Source organism: Ferruginibacter sp. SUN106, from assembly GCF_050611765.1.
Lineage (GTDB): Bacteria > Bacteroidota > Bacteroidia > Chitinophagales > Chitinophagaceae > Ferruginibacter.
In genome coordinates this window covers 1-20,141 of sequence record NZ_JBODJC010000003.1, presented here as the reverse complement: position 1 = coordinate 20,141, position 20,141 = coordinate 1, and the positions used below count along the sequence as shown (strand labels likewise).

Sequence of the window (20,141 nt, the reverse complement as noted above, 5' to 3'; positions counted from 1 at the left end):
TAACACAAACATATTTTTTGTACCAATAGTTTGTGTCTGAATTGTAAAGGTCTTTTTTCCGGAGGGTTTAAGCTTAACAACAAAATCTGTTGTTTCAGGATGCAAATTTAAACAATATGTTTGGTACATAAAAGCATTACGCAAAAAAACTCCGCAAAATGCGGAGTTTTTTCAATCAAATATGGTATTTGGTATAAATTATCTAGTTGGGCCAACCGGTTTATAGTAGGTTAGTGCCTCATTCATATAGCTTTGTATTTTTGCGATCCTGTTCTCATCTGCAGGGTGCGTAGACAGAAATTCAGGTGGCTTCTGGCCTCCACCCGCTGCTGCCATACGCTGCCAGAAAGGTACAGCCTCACGTGGATTATAACCTGCCATAGCTGCAAAATTCAATCCCAGGTGATCGGCTTCATATTCTTGTTTTCTGCTGTTAGGCAGTAAAAAACCTACCTGTGCACCCGGAGCAAATACATTATTAAACAAGGAGTTATATTTAGAATTACCCGAAGTGGCAATATTGCCCGCTACTTCCAGCCCCTGTGCCAAAGCGCCCTGGCTCATACGTTCGTTACCATGGTGTGCTACTGCATGGGTTATCTCATGCCCCAATACTACAGCCAGTGCGGCTTCGTTCTGGGTTATTGGCAACAAGCCGGTATATACTACCACTTTACCACCCGGCATACACCAGGCATTCACTTCCTTATTATTAACCAGGTTAAATTCCCATTTATAAGTTGCCAGTTCCTTTAAAACTTCCGTAGCACCTTTTTGTGTATAATAATCAGTAATCGCTTTGGCAATTCTCGATCCTACACGCCTTACCATTTCAGCATCCTTATTGGTGGTTTCACTCATTACCTGGTTTTGAGATAAAAATGTTTTATACTCTGTTAATGCCATCTGCTGTAATGTTTCTTCTTTAAACAAAGCCAACTGGTTGCGATTGGTTATTGCATTTTTATGACATGCTGCAAATACTGATGAAGCAAGTAATAAGAATAATAGTCTTTTCATTTTTGTTTGAGTTTTATTTAAAGTAAACAATTGGCGTACCAATTTTAATAACTACAAATTACAAAATGTAATTTTTAGTTAAGACGTCATTTCTGATGATAAGGGTTGCAGTGGAAATATTAATCGTTGCGGCGGCGTGATTTTCTTCTGTCACGGTGCTTAAGGATAGGCACCCTGCTCTCTACCCCACGCAGAATGCGGCCGATATTTTTTTGATGGGTAAGTATAACAAGTGCTGCAACCAGTAGTGCGAACAGGCGGTAAGACACTTCATGTTCATTCCATATCCATAATACACTTACAGGTAAAAATAATGCAGCCAGTATTGAGCTGAGGGAAACATACCTGGTTAAATAGAGTACAATTAAAAATACGCCCACACAACTAATAGCCACCAATGGCTGAACAGCCAGTATCATTCCAAATAAAGTGGCCACGCCTTTTCCGCCTTTAAAATTAGCATAAATAGGAAAGATATGTCCCACAACTGCAGCCAATCCAAGCCCTATCATAAAATTGGTACGTTGCAATTCTGCATCACTGCTAAAGTAATAAGGAAGAAAATTGTACAAGCCTACCGCTATAGCGCCTTTCAGAATATCCAGGATCATTACAATAGTGCCGTACTTACTTCCCAATACCCTGAAAGTATTGGTAGCGCCCATATTACCACTACCATAATCACGGATATCTACACCGAAGAATTTTTTGCTGATGATCAATGCCGAAGGTATAGAACCAATTAAATACGCCAGAATTATTAGAATTAATTCCTTCATGCTGTGCTTGCTTTGAGTTGAGTTGAACAGGACAAAAATAATGAATTATTGGTTTACATAACCTTAAATTAACAGGAATCTGCAAACGAATAACAAATTATAAATATATTTAAGGTTCTCAGGGGCGGTTGGCTTTAATACAAATCCAGTCTTTTTTTTGTTTTACCTCATTAAAAATCAGCCCGTTAGAAATCAAAGATGCTTTAATAGCCTGCTCATCTGCCGATAAAAAACCACTCAGCAGTATTTCTGCCCCCGGGTTGCAGACACCGGCTATTACATCCATGTGCTGCAGGATCACATTCAGGTTAATATTGGCCAGGATAATATCGTATTTAGCATCTGTAATAATGCTTTCAGCCATTTTGATGGTAATATTTTCAACGCTGTTATTTTCAATATTTTCTTTGGCATTATCAATACTCCATTCATCATTATCAATAGCCAATACCGAAGTGGCTCCCATTTTTACTGCCAGGATAGCCAGTACACCGGTACCCGTGCCAAAATCCAATACCGCTTTATCTTTAAAATTCAAGCGGCTCATCTGCTCCATCATCAGGTAAGTGGTAGCATGGTGCCCTGTACCAAAACTCATTTTTGGAGTAATGATAATTTCATGCACCACATTTTTTACAGGCTTGTGAAAGCCAGCCCGTATAGCAGCAAAATCATCAATAATAACAGGCTCAAAGCTACTCTCCCATTCCGCATTCCAGTTTTGCTGTTCGATTTCAGTTAGTGAATAAGAAAAGTTATTACTGTTGGTGACCGCATCCAGCGTTTCTTTGTTAAATTCCGATTGATTAATAAAAGCCTTCAACTCATTTTCGTTTTCTTCAAAACCTTCAAAACCAATATCAGCCAACATGGCAATCAGTATTTCATTCTGCTGGGCCGTTTGATTGGTAAATTGTACTTGTGTATACTTCATGCAACTAAGGTATTTATTTTGCAGGAAAGGTTGCCAACCTTCTTAAATCTATAACATCTGCTTGCCAATATACGACACTGTTCGTATATTTGATTTTTCATTGTTTTTTAAATAAAGACACCACCACTTTCCAACCTTTTAAACATCCGGTTCTCTTATAAACGTATTCATCTATTGACAGCGCCAACACATATACAAACTGCAGTTATACAAAAGGCCGCTCAGGGTGATGCAGATGCGCAAGCCTGGCTTTACCAGCAATACAGTAAAGCAATGTTTAACATTTGCGTTAGAATGACCGGTAATATTCCTCATGCAGAGGATGTGTTGCATGATGCGTTCATCATTGCTTTTAAAAACCTGGGCAGTTTGAAACAAGCAGCGGCATTTGGTGGCTGGCTGAAACAGATTGTAGTACATGCCTGCATTAATCATTGCAAAAAAACAATTCGGTGGAATGATTGGGATGAAGAACATTTTGATACGATTGCTGATGAGCCAATTGAATGGTGGACAACAATCAGCCTTACTGAAGTGCACAAGCAAATTAAAAGCTTGCCCGATGGTTGCCGCCAGGTTTTTGTACTGTACGCTATGGAAGATAACAGCCACAGGGAAATTGCCGCACAACTGGGTATTACTGAAGGCACGAGTAAAAGCCAGTATCACCGGGCAAAAAAATTATTAAGGGAAAGAATCAATACACAAATAGTTACCCATGGATGAGTTTAAAAAATACCTGCAGGAGCATAAAGATGAGATGGATGTAGATACACCATCAGCAGGATTATTGCAGCGTATACAAACACAAACTGCAGCAAAGAAAAAAAATACGCTCTATCCGCTCCTGCTTCGTATAAGTGCAGCAGCATGTATGCTTGTAATAATTGGTTTTGGAATAAAATGGCTGCTGACTAAAAATAAAACCGGAGAAAAGATTGTAAATGCTCCCTCTACCCCACAACAAAAAATACCCGAAGCTTTACGGGTAACAATTGATACCACAACAAATAAAAATATTGCAGCAGAAAAAAATACTATAGCCGCCTTAACACCCGAAAAAAATACCGGCCCTAAAAAAATGCCAGAGCCGTACCAGCTGATGCGTTCTTTTGAATACAATTATACACAACTTGTAAAGCTGCAGTTAAAGAATATCAGGCAAACACCTGTGTATGGAGAAACACCTGATTACTTCAATGACTTTAAACAGACACTACAACAGATAGATACCGATGAAGCCATTATAAAAAAGAATATCAGGAGCAACGGCCTTAGTGATATTTTGCTGGAACAACTGATCAATGTATACCAGGAAAAAATCAATGTGCTGAAGAACCTGCAGCAGGAGATGAATAAAATAAATAATAAAGTAAGGGAAAACCAGTTGCCCGCTGATACCCTTAAAAGCCATTACATTAACATATAAAAAATTGCCATGAAAAATATTTTGTTACGCTTATTTTTTTTACTGCTGCTTACGGTATTTTATTTTACCGCTGCTGCACAAAAAAAAGATACCCTATACGTTACTAAAAAGTTTAAGGACAGCATTTTCAGAGTAACACACCCGGGGCATTATGTTGCTGATACTGCTTATCCTGATGGTAAGATGTATATGATACTTAAAAAAAATCGCCATGACTCGTTAAACTACAAAACAGACACCCTGTATTTTGCAGAACAAAAACAATTTGACAGTGTACATAGGAAATTAAATATTGCCAGGAAAAAATCAACCCTTTACAAAGATTCCACTTTTAAAAAATTCAATCTTCAGTTCCGCTCCTACGACTCTGTAAAAAGAAAAACAGCTTTTAAAAGACAGCAATCTGATTCTGTGTACAATAAGAAGAATCTTTTATTCCGCAGTTCCGACACATTAAAAAGAATACATAAACTGCGGGGATTACAAACAGACTCTTTGCAAAAATTATATGTGCTGAATGGAAGACTGGACACTTTACACAAATTCAAAGTTTTCAGAACTGTAGTGGCGGATTCATTAAAAAAAGTTTTGTACCTGCAGCATATAAAAACTGATTCCCTGAGAATGAAAAAGTACCTGCAACTTAAAAAGGTACAGTTACTGCAAATTCAGCAGGATACAGCCAGCGTTAAAAACGGGTATCGGTCCAGGGAATTATCAATGGAAATTACCTGTAATGCCGGCGACACTGTTTACATCAATAATAATTATAAAAAGGTGATCGTTAAAACAATACCATCACAAAAATTACGACTGTCAACAATTATTAATTACAGGGAAGCACTGAATGAAAGAGACGATGCATTGTTAAAGAAGATGGGCATTGAATTATCCAGGACCAGGAACAGTGTAACCGCAACGGTAAACGGAACAAGGCCGCCGGGAATAAGAGACAACAATGATAATAATGGTTTAAATAAAGCCAATGCTGATAATGACATTTGCAGGCAATTAAATGCCGAAAGCAATGTTAAGCGCTCCCTTGTTATAGAATTACCGGGCAATGTTATTATCGTTTTAAATACCCGCTATGCAGATGTTAATATTGAAAATTATGTACAGAATATCAATGCTCAAATAACTAACGGCTCTTTAAAAATGGGCAATGCTGATAATGCTGTACTTAAAAGTAAATACAGCACCATTAAAACAGATGATATAAAAAAAGCAGATTTTAATTTTACCAATACCAGGTTTAGCGGTGGCAATATCATGGCAATGTCAATCATTTCCAAAGCATCCAGTATGGAACTGGACCATTGCACTACCATGAACATTGCAAGTGTAAGTGATATATACCAGGTTGAAAAAGCCGGGAGTATTTCCGGCAACAAAGATTTTGGAAAACTTACTATTGACAACCTGAAAGACCAGCTAATACTTACAGGTACCAATGCTGACGTAAGAATAAACCGTGTAAACTTTGAGTCGCCATTAATAAAAATAGACAGCAAATACGCCGATTTAAAAGTACCGGTATACGATTTAAAGAATTACAGTATTTCATACGAGGGCAGTTATAAAGATGTGAATAAAATATCTGCTGCCAGCCAATCAGTAAACTACACAGGTGGTACTTATGCTGCAGTAGCAGGCCAGCAAGACACACTTGCTGTTAAAACTAATACAGGTAGTAGTAACAAAACCAAGTTTAATGCCTTTGCCGGAGATATTACCGGCATGCATACCAAGGTTGATATTGTATGCCATTTTTGTAATGTGAGTTTTAAGTAAAGTATAGTATTTAAAGTATAGTATTTAAAGTATAGCCATTTTTAATTTTTTAGCATGAAAAACATTGTTATGACCGTCGCAGGCATCCTATGCCTGTATGTAAGTAGTTTAGCACAAGGAACAATAAAAGGAAAGCTAGTTGACTCTACAGCAAAAACACCTTTAGGATTAGCCACTATCACCGTATTTAGAGCGGCCGATACAGCTATCATCACCTATCGGCTCAGTAACCCCGAGGGGGAATTTAAGATTCCGGGAATACCATTTGATGTTAATTGCCGTATGGTGGTTTCATTTAATGGTTACAGTGGGTACAGAAAAGAATTTACTTTAAAAGCTGCCGAACCAACTATTGACCTGGGTACTATTGCTATGACTGCCAGCTCTAAAACAATGGATGAAGTGGTGATCTATGCAGAAAGGCCGCCTGTGGTAATAAAAAAAGATACGGTGGAATTTAATGCTTCTGCTTTTAAAACATTGCCTAATGCATTAGTAGAAGACCTGCTGAAAAAATTACCCGGCGTACAGGTTGATAAAGATGGTAACGTGATGGTAAATGGCAAACCAGTGAACAGGATCTTAGTAGATGGTAAAAGTTTTTTTGGCGACGACCCTAAAATGGCCACAAGGAATTTACCCGCCAATGTTATTGACAAAGTGCAGGTGACAGATGATAAGGAAGAAATGCTGCGTAACGGCGATGATAACCTGAACAATGTGGGCAAAGTAGTAAATATTACTTTAAAGAAAGGAGTTAAAAAAGGCTGGTTCGGAAAGTTGTATGCAGGTGGCGGCACACAAAATACTTTTGAAGCCGGTGGCATTGCCAATATTTACAGGGATACATTACAGGTTAGCATTCTGGGTTATGCCAACAATTTAAACAAACCCGGTTTTGGTTATGGCGAATTAATGCAGGCGGGTGGTTTGCAAAGAAACCGGGATAACAGCGGCGGCAACAGTACGAGCATCTGGCGCAGCTCTAATGGCAGCGGACTCTCTATTAACGGCGTAAATTTTGGTGGGCAGCAAAACTATGGCGGCATTGCCACCAGCAAAGGTTATGGCATTAATCTTAACCACACGCCTAACAAAAAACGATCCTTTTTTGCACAATACTTTAGGGGCAATGTAGGTATTAACCGAACTAATATTACCAATAGCGATCAATACCTGGGCGATACTATTATAAACAATCACACCACGCTGGGTGGTGACGTAGTTACTAATGCACACAACATTGGTATTGGAGCAAGGTTTAAACCCGACTCTGTTACCAATATTCTCATCAATGCCAATTACACTATTGGCTTACAAAATGAACAACGCATCAGCGATGTGCAAAGCAATAATAATAAACTGGGTCCGCTAAGTATGGGAAATATTTTTCAGAATAATCCCGCCAACACTTATTATTACAGGCATAATCTTAATATTACCCGTTTATCTAAAACAAAAAAAGGAAGGCGTTTTAATTTTAACCAGAGCCTGGACATCAATAACCGCTTTAACGATTACAGCACCGAATACAATTTACATTACCTCTACCCTGCCAGCTACGATAGTTTATTATCACAATTACGTGTAGAAAGAATTCCCAGAACTGATGCCGTTACTTCCTTGTTGTACAGCGAGCCGTTATCAAAAAAAATTACGTTACGTTTTGGCGGAAGGTATGAATACAGTCAATTGTATAACACGATAAACACATTTAATAAAAGTGCATCTTCCGATAAATTTGATCTGCTGAACCCGGCGCTCAGCAGCAGGTTTCACAGAACAGGTAATCGCTTCTTATTTACTTCGGGACTAGAGTTTAAATGGAAAAATTTAACCGTTACACCAACAGCAAGGGTGTTACTGCAATCTTTTGAAAATAACCTGGCTTCATTACCAGCATCCATCAATCAAAAAAAGAACAGCCTGTTACCTGCGTTGGGTATTGTGTACAAACAATTTAATTTCAGTTATAATAAAGATGTATCCATGCCCGGATATAATTATTTATTACCAGTGTCTGATAACACCAATCCTTATTTTATTACAAAAGGAAATACCAACTTATTGCCTGTTGAAAGACAGAATTTTTCAGTGAATTATAATTACAACAATTCTAAAACAAATTTTAATTCATTCATTTATGCCAATGGTTCATTTGCCAAAAATGACGTGATACAAAGCATTGTGGTTGATGACAGAGGTGTACAAACTTCTATGCCGGTGAATACTAATGGCACTAAAAATTTTTACGCCAATTTCAATTTAAATAAACAGTACAAGCATAATCCAAAATTCATCTTTAGCTGGAATGTGGGCGGCTATTATAGTATCAACAGCAGTTTGCTGTTGTACAATAATACCAGCAGCAGGCAGAAAGGTTATATGCTCAACAACTGGGCAGGAATCGGCCTGAACTTTAATGATAAAATAGAATGGAACAGTTCAATCAGCCTGGGTTATAATTTCAGCCGGTATACTTCTGACCGTTTTAAAAAAATAAATATCCGTACTACCTGGCTGGATAATGAACTGGTGATAAGATGGTCGAAGCATATTATCTGGGAAACACAATTCAACCAGGATTTTAACAGCAGCCTTACCGGTTCTGCCCGAAGGATCACCCGCTGGAACGCAGCGGTTAACTATACGATGCTGAAGAGCGAGGCTTTGGTTTTTAAACTGGCTGTGTTTGATATTTTAAACACCAATATCAACTACACTTCTTCTACCTATCGTAATATGATCACCAGCAACCAAACCAATACCCTGCCTCAATATGTGATGCTTACTGCAACTTATAATGTAAGGCCTTATGGAAGTGGTAAGAAAAAAGTAGGTGGACGGGAAAGGTTGTTCTTGTTTTAGAAAAACCATTAATTCTGCTTTAGTTTCTATTTATAAAATTACTTTATCCTGAAATCCTGAGGTTGCATTTTGCGATTTCAGGATTTTTATTAAGGTTAAAGCATGTTTCAAAATAGAAAGATATTATTATGGGTTAGATAAATCTATTGTATGATTCCATATAATATTGAAACCCTCTTTAATTATAGAGGCCCGAAATAAAGTTTCAGGGTACACAGGGTACAAAAAAACCGCTTCCAATGAGCTGGAAGCGGTTATAAATTATAATCAGTTAATACTGCTTATTCACCTTGTTGCGGCTTAGGCTGCATTTCTGGTTTTGGTATTAAAGCTTTGCGGCTTAATTTAAACTTACCGGTCTTTTGGTCAATGTCAAGCAATTTCACTTTCACTTTATCACCTTCTTTAAAAATGCCATCCATAGTTTCCAAACGTTTCCAGCTTATTTCGCTGATGTGTAACAAACCTTCTTTCTTAGGCAAGAACTCAACAAAAGCACCAAATTCTTTAATGCTCTTCACTGTTCCTTCGTAAGTATCACCCACAACCGGTGTTGCCACAAGGCCTTTGATCCATGCCAGGGCTCTTTCCAGACTATCTTTTTGAGCAGAGAAGATGGATACTTCACCTACATTGTTCACTTCTTCAATATTTACAGTAGCACCTGTTTCTCTCTGAATTTCCTGTATCACTTTACCACCGGGCCCTATCACTGCACCAATATATTCTTTATCGATAGTGATCTTCACCATACGTGGTGCATGTGGTTTCACTTCACTTCTTGCAGCAGGTATACATTCGTACATGGCATTCAAAATATGCAAGCGGCCATCACGTGCCTGTGCCAATGCCTGGCGCATAATATCCATGCTTAAGCCATCCACTTTAATATCCATCTGCACACCGCAAATACCATCACGTGTACCGGTAACTTTAAAATCCATATCTCCTAAATGATCTTCATCACCTAAGATATCAGTCAGCACCGCAAATTTGCCTTCTTTGGTGATCAATCCCATGGCCACACCACTTACGTGTTTTGGAATAGGCACACCAGCATCCATTAATGCCAACGAACCTGCACAAACAGTAGCCATTGAAGAAGAACCATTACTTTCTAAAATATCACTCACCACACGAACAGTGTAAGGATAATCACTGCCCGGCATCATTTGTTTTAGTGAACGCATAGCAAGGTTACCATGACCCACTTCTCTACGACCAACACCTCTTATCATTTTAACTTCACCGGTAGAGAATGGAGGAAAATTGTAATGCAGGATAAATTTCGTGTAATCAGACTTGTTAGCACTTTCAACCAACAACTCATCTAAAGGGGTACCAAAAGTAACTGTTGTTAATGATTGTGTTTCTCCCCTGGTGAACAAGGCCGAACCATGCGGCGTTGGTAAAGTATTTGTTTCCATAGCCAGCGGACGCACATCTGCAGTTCCCCTGCCATCCAACCTTACACGGTCATTCAATATCATATCTCTTACAACATAATATTGTAATTCACCGGTATAATGGCCAATTAATTTTTTATCTGCATCGGGTAATTCTTCGCCTAAGAAAGCAACTACTTCATCATGCAATTTTGCAAAGGCATCGCTGCGTTCGTGCTTGGCACTTGCTGCAATGGCTATCGCATGCATTTTATCTTTTGCAAAAGCCTGAATTTTTTCATTCAGTTCTTCGTTGCGATAAGGTTTTTTGTAATCTCTTTTTGCAGTGATACCAACCAAATCTCTCAATTCAGCCTGTGCTTTAATTTGTATGCGGATAGCATCATGAGCTAATTCAATCGCTTTGATCAGGTCTTCTTCTTGGCATTCCTTTGCCTCACCTTCCACCATCATGATATTCTTTTCGGTAGCAGCGATGATGAATTCTAAGTCGCATTCCGCTAATTCGGTACGTGTAGGGTTGATGATGAATTCACCGTTCTTTCTTGCAATACGCACTTCAGAAATAATTTCCTGGATGGGAATATCTGAAACGGCTAATGCTGCAGATGCTGCCAAACAAGCCATAGCATCAGGTATAACTTCAGTATCAGAAGAAATCAAAGTCACTAATACCTGTACATCGCATAAATAATCTTCAGGAAATAAAGGACGCAGCGCCCTGTCTATTAAACGTGAAGTAAGAATTTCGTAATCGTTAAGGCGGGCTTCTCTTTTAAAGAATGAACCCGGGATACGGCCTGCAGATGCAAACTTTTCCTGGTAATCTACCGAAAGTGGAAAAAAGCTCTGGCCATCTTTAGGTTCTTTGTTGGCAACAACTGTTGCTAATAAAATACTGTTGCCAAGGCGAACAGTAACGGCGCCATCGGCCTGGCGGGCCATTTTGCCGGTTTCTATGGTAACCATACGGCCACCGCCGATATCAAAAGTTACCGATTTTGGGTTTAATAAAGACATAAATACAATTTATGATTTGGGATTGCCGGTTTTAGATTTACTAAAAATGCAAGCCACGTGAGTTAATGACGTAAAAAATAATAATTCCCAACCGAATAATAGCAGTTGGGAATTATTAATATTACATAGTTGGGAAAAATTTATTTACGAAGACCTAATTTTTCAATTAAAGCTCTGTAACCGGTAAGGTCGTGTTTGCTCAGGTAGGTCAATAAACGCTTGCGCTGTCCAACCATTTTCATTAACCCTCTTTGAGAAGAGAAATCTTTTTTGTTAGATTTCAGGTGTTCTGAAATAGAATTGATACGCTCAGTCAATAAAGCGATCTGGCCCTCAATAGAACCTGTGTTTGTGGCTTTGCCACCGTAAGTTGAAAAAATTGTTGCTCTTTTTTCGATTGTTAAATAAGGCATCTCTTTGTTTTTTTAATAACGTCTTTGTTATGTTTCTTTTATAATTAGGCGCAAAAGTACATAAAAAAATGGTTTTTACGAGGTGGATTGAGGATTTTTTTTGAATATTGCCAATATATGAAACCCTCATTCGCTATAATTGGTTGCGGAAGGATTGCTAAAAGGCATGCCGAACAGGTAATAAAGCATGGATTTTTAGCTGCGGTGTGCGATATAATCCCCGAAAAAGCCAACGAAATGGCAGCCCTTTACAATGCCAAAGCTTATTATTCTGTTGAAGATATGCTTGCTGCTTCAACTCAATTTGACGTGATAAGTATCTGTACACCAAATGGTTTGCATGCTGCTCATTCTATAAAAGCATTGGAAGCCGGCAGTAATGTACTTTGCGAAAAACCGCTGTGTATTAATGTGGAAGACGGCAAAAAGATGATTGCTGCTGCAGCAAAAGCCGGCAGAAAGCTATTTGTGGTAAAACAAAACCGGTACAACCCTCCGGTTGCCTTTTTAAAAGCCCTGATCAGTTCGGGAAAGCTGGGTAAAATTTACAGCTTCCAGGTTAATTGCTTCTGGAACCGGCCAGCTGAATATTATACCGGTTGGAAAGGCACTAAAGATCTTGATGGGGGAACATTGTTTACGCAGTTTAGTCATTTTATTGATCTGCTGTATTGGTTATTGGGAGATGTGGCTGCCGTGAAAACCCTCACTCAGAATTTTGCCCATCCATCCATTGCGTTTGAAGATACGGGAGCTGTATTATTTGAAATGGCCAGTGGCGCTATTGGTTCATTAAATTATACCGTAAACAGTTTTAATAAAAACATGGAAGGCTCCATTACTGTTTTTGCAGAGCATGGTACGGTAAAAGTTGGGGGACAATATTTAAATGAACTTGAGTACTGTTCAGTTGCCGGTATCGATCATCCTGAATTACCGCAAGGCAACCCTGCTAATGGTTATGGTTTTTACCAGGGCAGCATGAGTAACCATGATAAAGTATATGAAAATCTGATTATTGCCTTAAAAGATGATGCACATGAGTTTGCCAGTGCCGGAGATGGATTGAAAACGGTGGAGATAATTGAAAAAATATACAATAGCTGATGGGGCAGGCAAAAATATATTTTACAGTCACTACAGACCTTACCTACGACCAGCGTATGATACGCATCTGCACATCTCTTGCCAATGCAGGTTATGAAGTAACGTTGGTGGGCCGGAAAATGAAAGCCTCTCTCCCGCTTGCTGCACAACCATTTTTACAAAAACGTTTATTTTGTTTTTTTGAAAAAGGGAAACTGTTTTATGCAGAATATAATATCCGTTTGTTTTTTTACCTCTTGTTTAAAAGAATGGATTGCATAGGCGCTATTGACCTGGATACAATTTTACCCGGCTATTTTGTGTCTGCAATAAAAAAAATAAAAAGAGTGTATGATGCCCATGAACTCTTTTGTGAAATGAAAGAAATTGCCACCCGGCCGGCAATATATAAAGCCTGGAAAAAAATTGAACGTTACACAGTACCTAAATTTGTTAATGGTTATACAGTGAACCAACCCATTGCCGATGAATTTAAAAAAATGTATGGTGTACAGTATGAAGTGATAAGGAATATTGCTTTGTTAAGAGAAATAAACAGCCCGGAAAAGAAAGAAAAATTTATTTTATACCAGGGAGCAGTGAATGAAGGCAGAAGTTTTGAAACATTGATACCTGCCATGGCAGCAGTGAATGCCAGGCTTATCATTTGCGGTAATGGTAATTTTATGCAACAGGCACAGCAATTAGTAAAAGAGCATCACCTGGAAGACAAAGTAATTTTTAAAGGTAAAATAAAGCCAGACGAATTAAGAGCCATCACACAACAGGCTTATATCGGTGTTACTTTATTTGATGATGCAGGCTTGAGCAACTATTATTCTTTAGCCAACCGTTTTTTCGACTACCTGCATGCTGGCATTCCGCAGCTGTGCGTAAACTACCCGGTGTACAAAGAAATTAACGACAAATACCATATTGCAGCTTTAACGGATGATATCAGTGCAAAAAATTTAGCGGCAATACTGAACAATTTACTGGTAAATGAAGTTGAGTATAAATTGATGCAGCAAAATTGTTTAAAAGCAAGAGCAGTATTAAACTGGCAGGAAGAAGAAAAGAAATTATTACAATTTTATAAAACAATCTTTAAGCGCTGAGAAAAAGAGAAAATAAGTAACGCTGAGAATCATCTCTGCGAAATCTCTACCCCTCTTTTTCACTGCTTTAAAATTTATGAGTGATACGCACTTACATATCGTTGCCCTTGATGTACCCTGGCCTGCAGATTATGGCGGTGTTGTAGATCTTTTTTACAAACTGAAAGCATTATATCAGTTGGGTGTAAAAATTCATTTGCATTGTTTTACACAACCGGGGCGGCCACCGCAGGATGAACTGAATAAATATTGCGTAAGTGTAAACTATTACCGGCGCAGCAAAAATTTCAGCAGTTTTTCTTTGCGGCTGCCTTTTATTGTAAAGAGCAGAAAAAATGAGGAGTTAATTGCAAACCTCAATAAAGACAATCACCCTGTACTATTAGAAGGCATTCACTGTACTTATTACCTGCATAACGGTGCTTTACAAAACAGGAAAGTAATAGTGAGACTGCACAATGTAGAGTTTGAATATTATAAACAACTGGCAAAAAACGAAAGCCATCTTTTAAAAAAATTATACTTTCTTAACGAAAGCAGGCTGTTATTTAACTACGAAAAAAGCATTGCCAGCAAAGCAGGTTTTATTGCTGTAAGTGAGCATGATGTGAAAGTATACCAGCAATTATTCAACGCAAAAAATATTAGTTACCTCCCGGTCTTTATTCCGCATACATTAGCTGTAGGTAAAGAAGGTAAGGGATGTTTTTGTTTGTACCATGGTAATTTATCCATTAATGAAAATGAAACAGCAGTTACCTGGCTTTTGCAAAATGTATTCAACACTTTAGAAATTCCTTTTGTGATAGCCGGTAAAAATCCTTCAAAAAAATTACAGGACCTGGCGCACGAACATAAGCACACCTGCATTGTTGCCAACCCAGGCGAAAAAGAAATGCAGGATATGATCTGTAAAGCACAAATACATGTATTGCCTTCTTTCAATAATACCGGTATCAAATTAAAATTACTGAACGCATTATTCAATGGGCGTCATTGTGTAGTTAATGTTGCTGGTGTTGAAGGCAGCGGATTGGAAGGTGCATGCCAGATTGCATCAGATGCAAATTCATTTAAAGAAATAATAGCAGCATTATACCAGCAACCCTTTACAGAACAGGAAAAAGAAAAACGGCAAGGCTTGCTGCAAAGAATCTTTAATAATGAAGAGAACGCAAAGAAATTGATGACCGCTTTTAGTCGTGAGACGTGAATGGTGAGACGTGAGTGGTAACAGCGTGGTGATTAAAGAATAAAGAAAAATCTGAACAAAATGTTCATTTTCACGACTGATGATTCTCCATTCACGTATCAGGAATTAAGCTGTCTGCAAATGCAAAAGAAATTTTAAATAGAATACTCTTCTCACGACTGACGCCTCACTACTCACGCCACTACATTTCTATCGTAGCATTATCCCAAACCTTATTACGTTCGGTCTTCAGCATTCTTGCAGGAAATTTATTGATCACCATATAATCATGTGTAGCCATGATGATGGTAGTGTTATAGTCACGGCAGATATGAAACAGCAACTGCATAATTTCATCGCTCGTTTCGGGGTCAAGGTTACCCGTAGGCTCATCTGCCAATATTAATTTAGGAGAATTTAATAAAGCTCTTGCCACATCCACCCTTTGCTGTTCGCCACCACTCAATTCAAAAGGCATTTTAAAACCTTTGGTTTTTAAACCCACTTTATCCAAAACGTCAGCAATTTTTTCGTCCATTAATTTTACATCCTGCCAGCCGGTTGCCCTCAACACAAATTTCAAATTCTCATTCACATTCCTGTCTGTAAGCAATTGAAAATCCTGGAACACCACACCAAGGTTACGTCTTAAAAAAGGTACTGTTTTCCAGGTCAGTTCTTTTAAGTTATGGCCCACTACCCAACCTTCGCCTTCTGTCAATTGCAAATCGCCGTACATGGTTTTAAGCAAACTGCTTTTACCGGTTCCGGTTTTACCTACCAGGTATACAAACTCTCCTTTATCAATACTGATATTAACATCACTTAAAATCAGGCTGTTGCCCTGGTAAATATTTACATTCTTTAATTCAACAATCGATTGAGACATGGTTAAGTTTGTGTTTAGTGCTTTTGTTCAGGCGTAAGTTTATAATTCAACTTATGCTATGAGGGCTAATAGTTTAGCCAGTGTGGCAAATTTAGCTTTTACTGCTGCTACATTAAAATATATTTTCCTCACCATTTGTTAAAAAATGTGAATAACTAAAGAAATAGTTGTACAACTAAAATATTAGTTTTAAGTTTACAACAGCAAGTATAAAATAACAACAATGAAAAATTTAACTAAAGCAGAAGAGCAGATCATGCAGGTGATATGGAAATTAGAGAAAGCCTTTTTAAGAGAAATACTGGATGAATTACCTGCGCCAAAGCCACACAGTAATACGGTGGCCACTATTATTAAAATACTGGTGGATAAAGAATTTGTAGGCATCACGGTATTTGGAAGAACACACCAGTACCACCCTTTGATTACAAAAGAAACGTACAGCAAAAGCACCATGAAGAGTTTGGTGAAAGGTTATTTTGAAGGCAGCTTCAGTAATGCTGTTTCGTTTATGGTAAAGGAAAACAACATCAGCCTGGATGAATTGGAATTACTACTGAAACAATTGAAGAAAAAATAAACTCAGTTAAAAGTTGAAGGTTAAAAGTTGAAAGTTGTGCTCACAGTAAACACTTTCTATTCGGCTCAGAACTTTCAACCATTAGCTTTCAATCAAAAACTAATTGTATGCTACCAATTGCTTATTATCTTTTAAAAGTTATTATCTGCTCCGGTATATTGTATGGTTATTACTGGTTGCTGCTGCGAAATAAAGTTTTTCATAAGTACAATCGCTTTTACCTGATGGCCTCAGTGGTATTATCATTGTTATTGCCATTGATAAAAATCAGTTTCTGGCAGCCCACTGCCGAACAACCTTCCGGTGTAATTAAAGTATTGCAGGTAGTAAGCAGTGGTGATGAGTATATGGATAATATCACTGTAAGTACAGGTAACAATGTGGAAAGTTTTGATGTAACACAATTGTACCCATTTGCATACCTGGTGGTATCGCTTATTTTATTGACTGTTTTCCTGCATACTTTATTTGTAATTTTTAATTTGCTGAAAAAATATCCCAAACAGACTATTGATAAAATATCATTTATAAATACCGATGCCAAAAGCACACCTTTTTCTTTTTTAAATTATATTTTCTGGAACCATAATATTGATATGGAAACCATTACCGGCAACCAGATATTTAAACACGAGGTAGCGCATGTAGAGGAAAAACATACTTACGATAAATTATTCATCAACCTGGTATTGATATTTTTCTGGTGCAATCCTTTTTACTGGCTGTACCGCAAAGAGCTGAATATGATCCATGAATTTATTGCTGATAAGAAAGCGGTGGAAGATAGTGATACCGCTGCTTTTGCTGCCATGATATTGCAGGCTACTTATCCGCAACACCGGTTTCAGTTGACTAATAATTTTTTTTACTCCCCTGTAAAACGCCGATTGCTTATGCTCACCAAAAACAAAAATCCTAAAGTAAATTATGTTGGAAGAGTAATGGTATTGCCGCTGCTGGTATTAATTTTTGCCGCTTTTACCTTTAAAGCAAAAACCATCAATCATTTCTATCATGGTAAAAAATTAACCGTTGTAATTGATGCAGGGCATGGCGGCAAATATGTGGGTGCAAAAAATGAAGACGGCAGTATCCTGGAAAAAGACATCACTCTTGCATTAGCAAAAACAATTAAAGAACTTAATACCAATGCCGATATTGAAATTGTGTTAACAAAAGAAACAGATATTTTTCTTACCAAAGAACAAAAAGCCGAATTTGCTAAAAGCCACAACGCCGCAATGTACATTACCCTTCATGCAGGCGCCACAGCAACAGCAGCAGAAAAAGAATACCATCTTGGCGACCCAATGGATGATAAAAGCGGATTGAAATTATTAATAGGTGACGACGATGCACCCAATGCAGCACAAAGCAAAATTTTCGGCTCCGCTATATTGAATGAATTCAAAAACAACTATGAATTGCCCGTTTCCCAGGAGCTTGTTAAGAGAACCTTATATACTTTGGAACACAATACCTGCCCTTCTGTGTATATAGAAACCGGTTTGGTAAATAACAAAAAAGATGCGGCGTATTTGCAATCATCAAAAGGAAAAGAAACGATTGCTAAAAACATTTTAAACGCTGTAGAAAAATATGCAGCGGGCAATTTACAAAGTACAACAACTCCCGTTTTAGTTACCGATGTTTTTAGTAAAGGTCTGCCGGGTAATGCTATATACATCAATACCCAATATGCGGATACCAATTATTTTAAAACAGCGGCCTATAAAACAAAAGCTTTAGTAATTGTAGATTCCAAAGAGATGGGTAATGTAGGTATGGACTATGTTGAAAAAAGTAATGTACAATACAGCAGCCTGGTAACCTACAACCCTGTGGAAGCACAAAAAATTTATGGTGACAAAGGAAAATATGGTGTTATAAAACTAACCATTAAAGAAGTATTATGCATTACGGCGGATTCAATTTATGTGGATGAGAAAAACAATTCTCTAAAGTTATCCGGCAATAAAACTGCATTAAAGGGAGATCTTTCAGACGCATTGATCTATATCGAACAAAAACAATCCACTATAGCCGAATTAAATGCACTGGATCCGGCTAAGATCAGTGCCGTAACTATTTTTAAAGGTGAGAAACTGAATGATGTAATGGATGCCAAAGGAAAAAAGGCTGTTATTAATGTGACCTTAAAAGCCGATCCGTTACAGGAAGTGGTGGTAACAGGCTATAAAAAAGAAAAACCATTGTATGTAATTGATGGTAAAGTACAAAACGATACTTATAATCTCAACAGTATTGCGCCTGATGATATTGAAAGTGTAAACGTTGTAAAAGATATAACTGCCATAAATAAATATGGTGACAGGGCCAGGCATGGTGTTGTGGAAGTTAATACCAAACAAAAAGGATTGCCTATATCATCTACTTCTATCTCTGTAGAAAATTCACTTGCAGCCATTGCAGCAGATAACATGAATGTATTTTACATCGGTGTTGATAATCCCATTACCATTGCCGCTCCGGTAAAACCAGAAGACCTGGTAGTAAATATTTCTTCGGGATCTGTAAATGGCAGTAATGGTAAATACATTGTACATGTTACCACACCGGGTACAGTTACAATTGCTTTATCAAAAAGAGATGGCTCAAAAATACCAGGCACTTTTAATTTTAAAGTGATGAGGGTTCCCAACCCCAATGATAATATTACTTATTCCAATTTTGACTATAAGATAGAACCCAAATTAGGTATTGATGGCGTACAAAAAGTGAGGATGGATGTAGCACAATTTAAAGCCGCTAAAAAACTTACTGCCGGTACAGGATATGCTGTAGAAAGCGGAACGGTTTATTTTTCCGGCGCTGGTTTTCCAAAAATAGCAGTAGCTAATATATCCGGAGCGGATTTAAATAAACTAAGCGGATTTATAAACAACTGCGTTGCAGGAAGCGTTGTAACTTTTGATAATGTAAGGGTAAAAGGTGATAACGGATATTATGCCACCGTTGATGGATTAAGTATTGCCTTGTTTTCCCCGGAAAATAATACTGGCAACCAGGTATTTACCAAAGCAGAAATTGAACCAAGCTACAGCGAAGGCAGAGAAGCATGGACTCAATACCTTTCAAAAAATCTCAACGCAAACTTACCTGTTGATGAAGGATGGAAAGCAGGCACGTACACCATCATTGTTCAGTTTATTGTACATACTGATGGTAGTGTAAGCGATGTTACCGCAATGAATTATCAGAATAGTAAAACTGCACAGCATTGTATTGATCTAATTAAAAAGAGTGCCAAATGGTCTCCTGCCGTTCAAAATGGCCATACAGTTACTGCCTATCGCAAACAACCCATTACTTTTTTAATTACAACTGATGATGAAAAGAAAGCCATTACCAAAAACAAATAGCGTAACACTGCTTGCCAACGGAAGTCAGATTTTAAAAGATGTATAGCCATTAAAAACTGCTTATTAAAAAAGAGGAGATGTTATTCTCCTCTTTTTATTTATTCTACTGCCTCGTCCTAAAATAAGTTGACACAAACCCAGTGTCACCATTATGAATAAAGGACAATTTCGAGTTAGTAAACGTACTCAAAAAGATTACAGTTTATCATTCAGATTACAGGTTGTAGATG

At 37.8% G+C, this 20,141-nt stretch carries 15 protein-coding genes; 9 read left to right on the top strand and 6 right to left on the bottom strand.

Annotated features, from left to right (window positions below; translation table 11 throughout):
• Positions 1-198: 198 nt before the first annotated feature.
• The 3 genes from ACQ334_RS11410 to prmA form a co-directional block, all read right to left on the bottom strand.
• The gene (locus ACQ334_RS11410) at positions 199-1,020 is read right to left on the bottom strand and encodes a M48 family metallopeptidase (protein ID WP_430988344.1); all 822 of its coding nucleotides are present in this window, start codon (positions 1,018-1,020) and stop codon (positions 199-201) included.
• 119 nt (positions 1,021-1,139) lie between these two features.
• Complete coding sequence (gene plsY / locus ACQ334_RS11405; RefSeq protein ID WP_430988343.1) at positions 1,140-1,799, bottom strand: glycerol-3-phosphate 1-O-acyltransferase PlsY; 660 nt, start codon at positions 1,797-1,799, stop codon at positions 1,140-1,142.
• Between the two features lie 118 nt (positions 1,800-1,917).
• Complete coding sequence (gene prmA, locus ACQ334_RS11400; protein WP_430988342.1) at positions 1,918-2,733, bottom strand: 50S ribosomal protein L11 methyltransferase; 816 nt, start codon at positions 2,731-2,733, stop codon at positions 1,918-1,920.
• A gap of 174 nt (positions 2,734-2,907) precedes the next feature.
• Between prmA and ACQ334_RS11395 the strand changes: the two genes are divergently transcribed.
• The 4 genes from ACQ334_RS11395 to ACQ334_RS11380 are packed head-to-tail and all read left to right on the top strand — an operon-like array spanning position 2,908 to position 8,824.
• Positions 2,908-3,459: an RNA polymerase sigma factor gene (locus ACQ334_RS11395; RefSeq protein WP_430988341.1), complete on the top strand. Its 552-nt coding sequence runs from the start codon at positions 2,908-2,910 to the stop codon at positions 3,457-3,459.
• Positions 3,452-4,162 (top strand): hypothetical protein, encoded by a 711-nt coding sequence (locus tag ACQ334_RS11390; RefSeq protein WP_430988340.1) that lies wholly within the window; start codon positions 3,452-3,454, stop codon positions 4,160-4,162. Before ACQ334_RS11395 ends, ACQ334_RS11390 begins: the two co-directional genes overlap by 8 nt.
• Before the next feature lie 9 nt (positions 4,163-4,171).
• On the top strand, positions 4,172-5,956 hold the full coding sequence (locus ACQ334_RS11385; RefSeq protein ID WP_430988339.1) for a hypothetical protein: 1,785 nt from the start codon (positions 4,172-4,174) through the stop codon (positions 5,954-5,956).
• Positions 5,957-6,010: 54 nt separating this feature from the next.
• A complete protein-coding gene (locus ACQ334_RS11380; RefSeq protein WP_430988338.1) occupies positions 6,011-8,824 on the top strand; it encodes an outer membrane beta-barrel protein in 2,814 nt (937 codons plus the stop codon).
• Between the two features lie 281 nt (positions 8,825-9,105).
• On the opposite strand, the gene pnp is transcribed toward ACQ334_RS11380, so the two are convergent.
• Positions 9,106-11,250: a polyribonucleotide nucleotidyltransferase gene (gene pnp, locus ACQ334_RS11375; RefSeq protein ID WP_430988337.1), complete on the bottom strand. Its 2,145-nt coding sequence runs from the start codon at positions 11,248-11,250 to the stop codon at positions 9,106-9,108.
• A 140-nt stretch (positions 11,251-11,390) separates the two neighbouring features.
• The gene (gene rpsO, locus ACQ334_RS11370) at positions 11,391-11,663 is read right to left on the bottom strand and encodes a 30S ribosomal protein S15 (RefSeq protein ID WP_430988336.1); all 273 of its coding nucleotides are present in this window, start codon (positions 11,661-11,663) and stop codon (positions 11,391-11,393) included.
• 117 nt (positions 11,664-11,780) lie between these two features.
• On the opposite strand from rpsO, the gene ACQ334_RS11365 reads away from it, so the two are divergent.
• From ACQ334_RS11365 to ACQ334_RS11355, 3 genes are all read left to right on the top strand, one after another.
• Positions 11,781-12,770 (top strand): Gfo/Idh/MocA family protein, encoded by a 990-nt coding sequence (locus ACQ334_RS11365; RefSeq protein ID WP_430988335.1) that lies wholly within the window; start codon positions 11,781-11,783, stop codon positions 12,768-12,770.
• On the top strand, positions 12,770-13,867 hold the full coding sequence (locus ACQ334_RS11360; protein WP_430988334.1) for a glycosyltransferase: 1,098 nt from the start codon (positions 12,770-12,772) through the stop codon (positions 13,865-13,867). The genes ACQ334_RS11365 and ACQ334_RS11360 overlap by 1 nt, the downstream gene beginning before the upstream one ends.
• Positions 13,868-13,943: 76 nt before the next feature.
• Positions 13,944-15,080, top strand: a complete 1,137-nt coding sequence (locus ACQ334_RS11355) for a glycosyltransferase (protein ID WP_430988333.1) — start codon at positions 13,944-13,946, stop codon at positions 15,078-15,080.
• Positions 15,081-15,261: 181 nt separating this feature from the next.
• Here ACQ334_RS11355 and ACQ334_RS11350 read toward each other — a convergent pair whose 3' ends face one another.
• On the bottom strand, positions 15,262-15,948 hold the full coding sequence (locus ACQ334_RS11350; protein ID WP_430988332.1) for a cell division ATP-binding protein FtsE: 687 nt from the start codon (positions 15,946-15,948) through the stop codon (positions 15,262-15,264).
• A gap of 223 nt (positions 15,949-16,171) precedes the next feature.
• Here ACQ334_RS11350 and ACQ334_RS11345 point away from each other — a divergent pair, with 223 nt between their 5' ends.
• Together ACQ334_RS11345 and ACQ334_RS11340 are read left to right on the top strand one after the other, a co-directional pair.
• Complete coding sequence (locus ACQ334_RS11345) at positions 16,172-16,528, top strand: BlaI/MecI/CopY family transcriptional regulator (RefSeq protein WP_430988331.1); 357 nt, start codon at positions 16,172-16,174, stop codon at positions 16,526-16,528.
• A 107-nt stretch (positions 16,529-16,635) separates the two neighbouring features.
• The gene (locus ACQ334_RS11340; RefSeq protein ID WP_430988330.1) at positions 16,636-19,911 is read left to right on the top strand and encodes an N-acetylmuramoyl-L-alanine amidase; all 3,276 of its coding nucleotides are present in this window, start codon (positions 16,636-16,638) and stop codon (positions 19,909-19,911) included.
• Positions 19,912-20,141 lie beyond the last annotated feature (230 nt).

Excerpts from the sequence above, each read along its gene's own strand:
- ACQ334_RS11350 (WP_430988332.1), bottom strand. The coding sequence starts at position 15,948 with ATGTCTCAATCGATTGTTGAATTAAAGAATGTAAATATTTACCAGGGC.
- rpsO (WP_430988336.1), bottom strand. The coding sequence starts at position 11,663 with ATGCCTTATTTAACAATCGAAAAAAGAGCAACAATTTTTTCAACTTAC.
- ACQ334_RS11365 (WP_430988335.1), top strand. The coding sequence starts at position 11,781 with ATGAAACCCTCATTCGCTATAATTGGTTGCGGAAGGATTGCTAAAAGG.
- ACQ334_RS11340 (WP_430988330.1), top strand. The coding sequence starts at position 16,636 with ATGCTACCAATTGCTTATTATCTTTTAAAAGTTATTATCTGCTCCGGT.
- prmA (WP_430988342.1), bottom strand. The coding sequence starts at position 2,733 with ATGAAGTATACACAAGTACAATTTACCAATCAAACGGCCCAGCAGAAT.
- ACQ334_RS11355 (WP_430988333.1), top strand. The coding sequence starts at position 13,944 with ATGAGTGATACGCACTTACATATCGTTGCCCTTGATGTACCCTGGCCT.
- pnp (WP_430988337.1), bottom strand. The coding sequence starts at position 11,250 with ATGTCTTTATTAAACCCAAAATCGGTAACTTTTGATATCGGCGGTGGC.
- ACQ334_RS11390 (WP_430988340.1), top strand. The coding sequence starts at position 3,452 with ATGGATGAGTTTAAAAAATACCTGCAGGAGCATAAAGATGAGATGGAT.
- ACQ334_RS11385 (WP_430988339.1), top strand. The coding sequence starts at position 4,172 with ATGAAAAATATTTTGTTACGCTTATTTTTTTTACTGCTGCTTACGGTA.
- ACQ334_RS11380 (WP_430988338.1), top strand. The coding sequence starts at position 6,011 with ATGAAAAACATTGTTATGACCGTCGCAGGCATCCTATGCCTGTATGTA.
- plsY (WP_430988343.1), bottom strand. The coding sequence starts at position 1,799 with ATGAAGGAATTAATTCTAATAATTCTGGCGTATTTAATTGGTTCTATA.
- ACQ334_RS11410 (WP_430988344.1), bottom strand. The coding sequence starts at position 1,020 with ATGAAAAGACTATTATTCTTATTACTTGCTTCATCAGTATTTGCAGCA.
- ACQ334_RS11360 (WP_430988334.1), top strand. The coding sequence starts at position 12,770 with ATGGGGCAGGCAAAAATATATTTTACAGTCACTACAGACCTTACCTAC.
- ACQ334_RS11345 (WP_430988331.1), top strand. The coding sequence starts at position 16,172 with ATGAAAAATTTAACTAAAGCAGAAGAGCAGATCATGCAGGTGATATGG.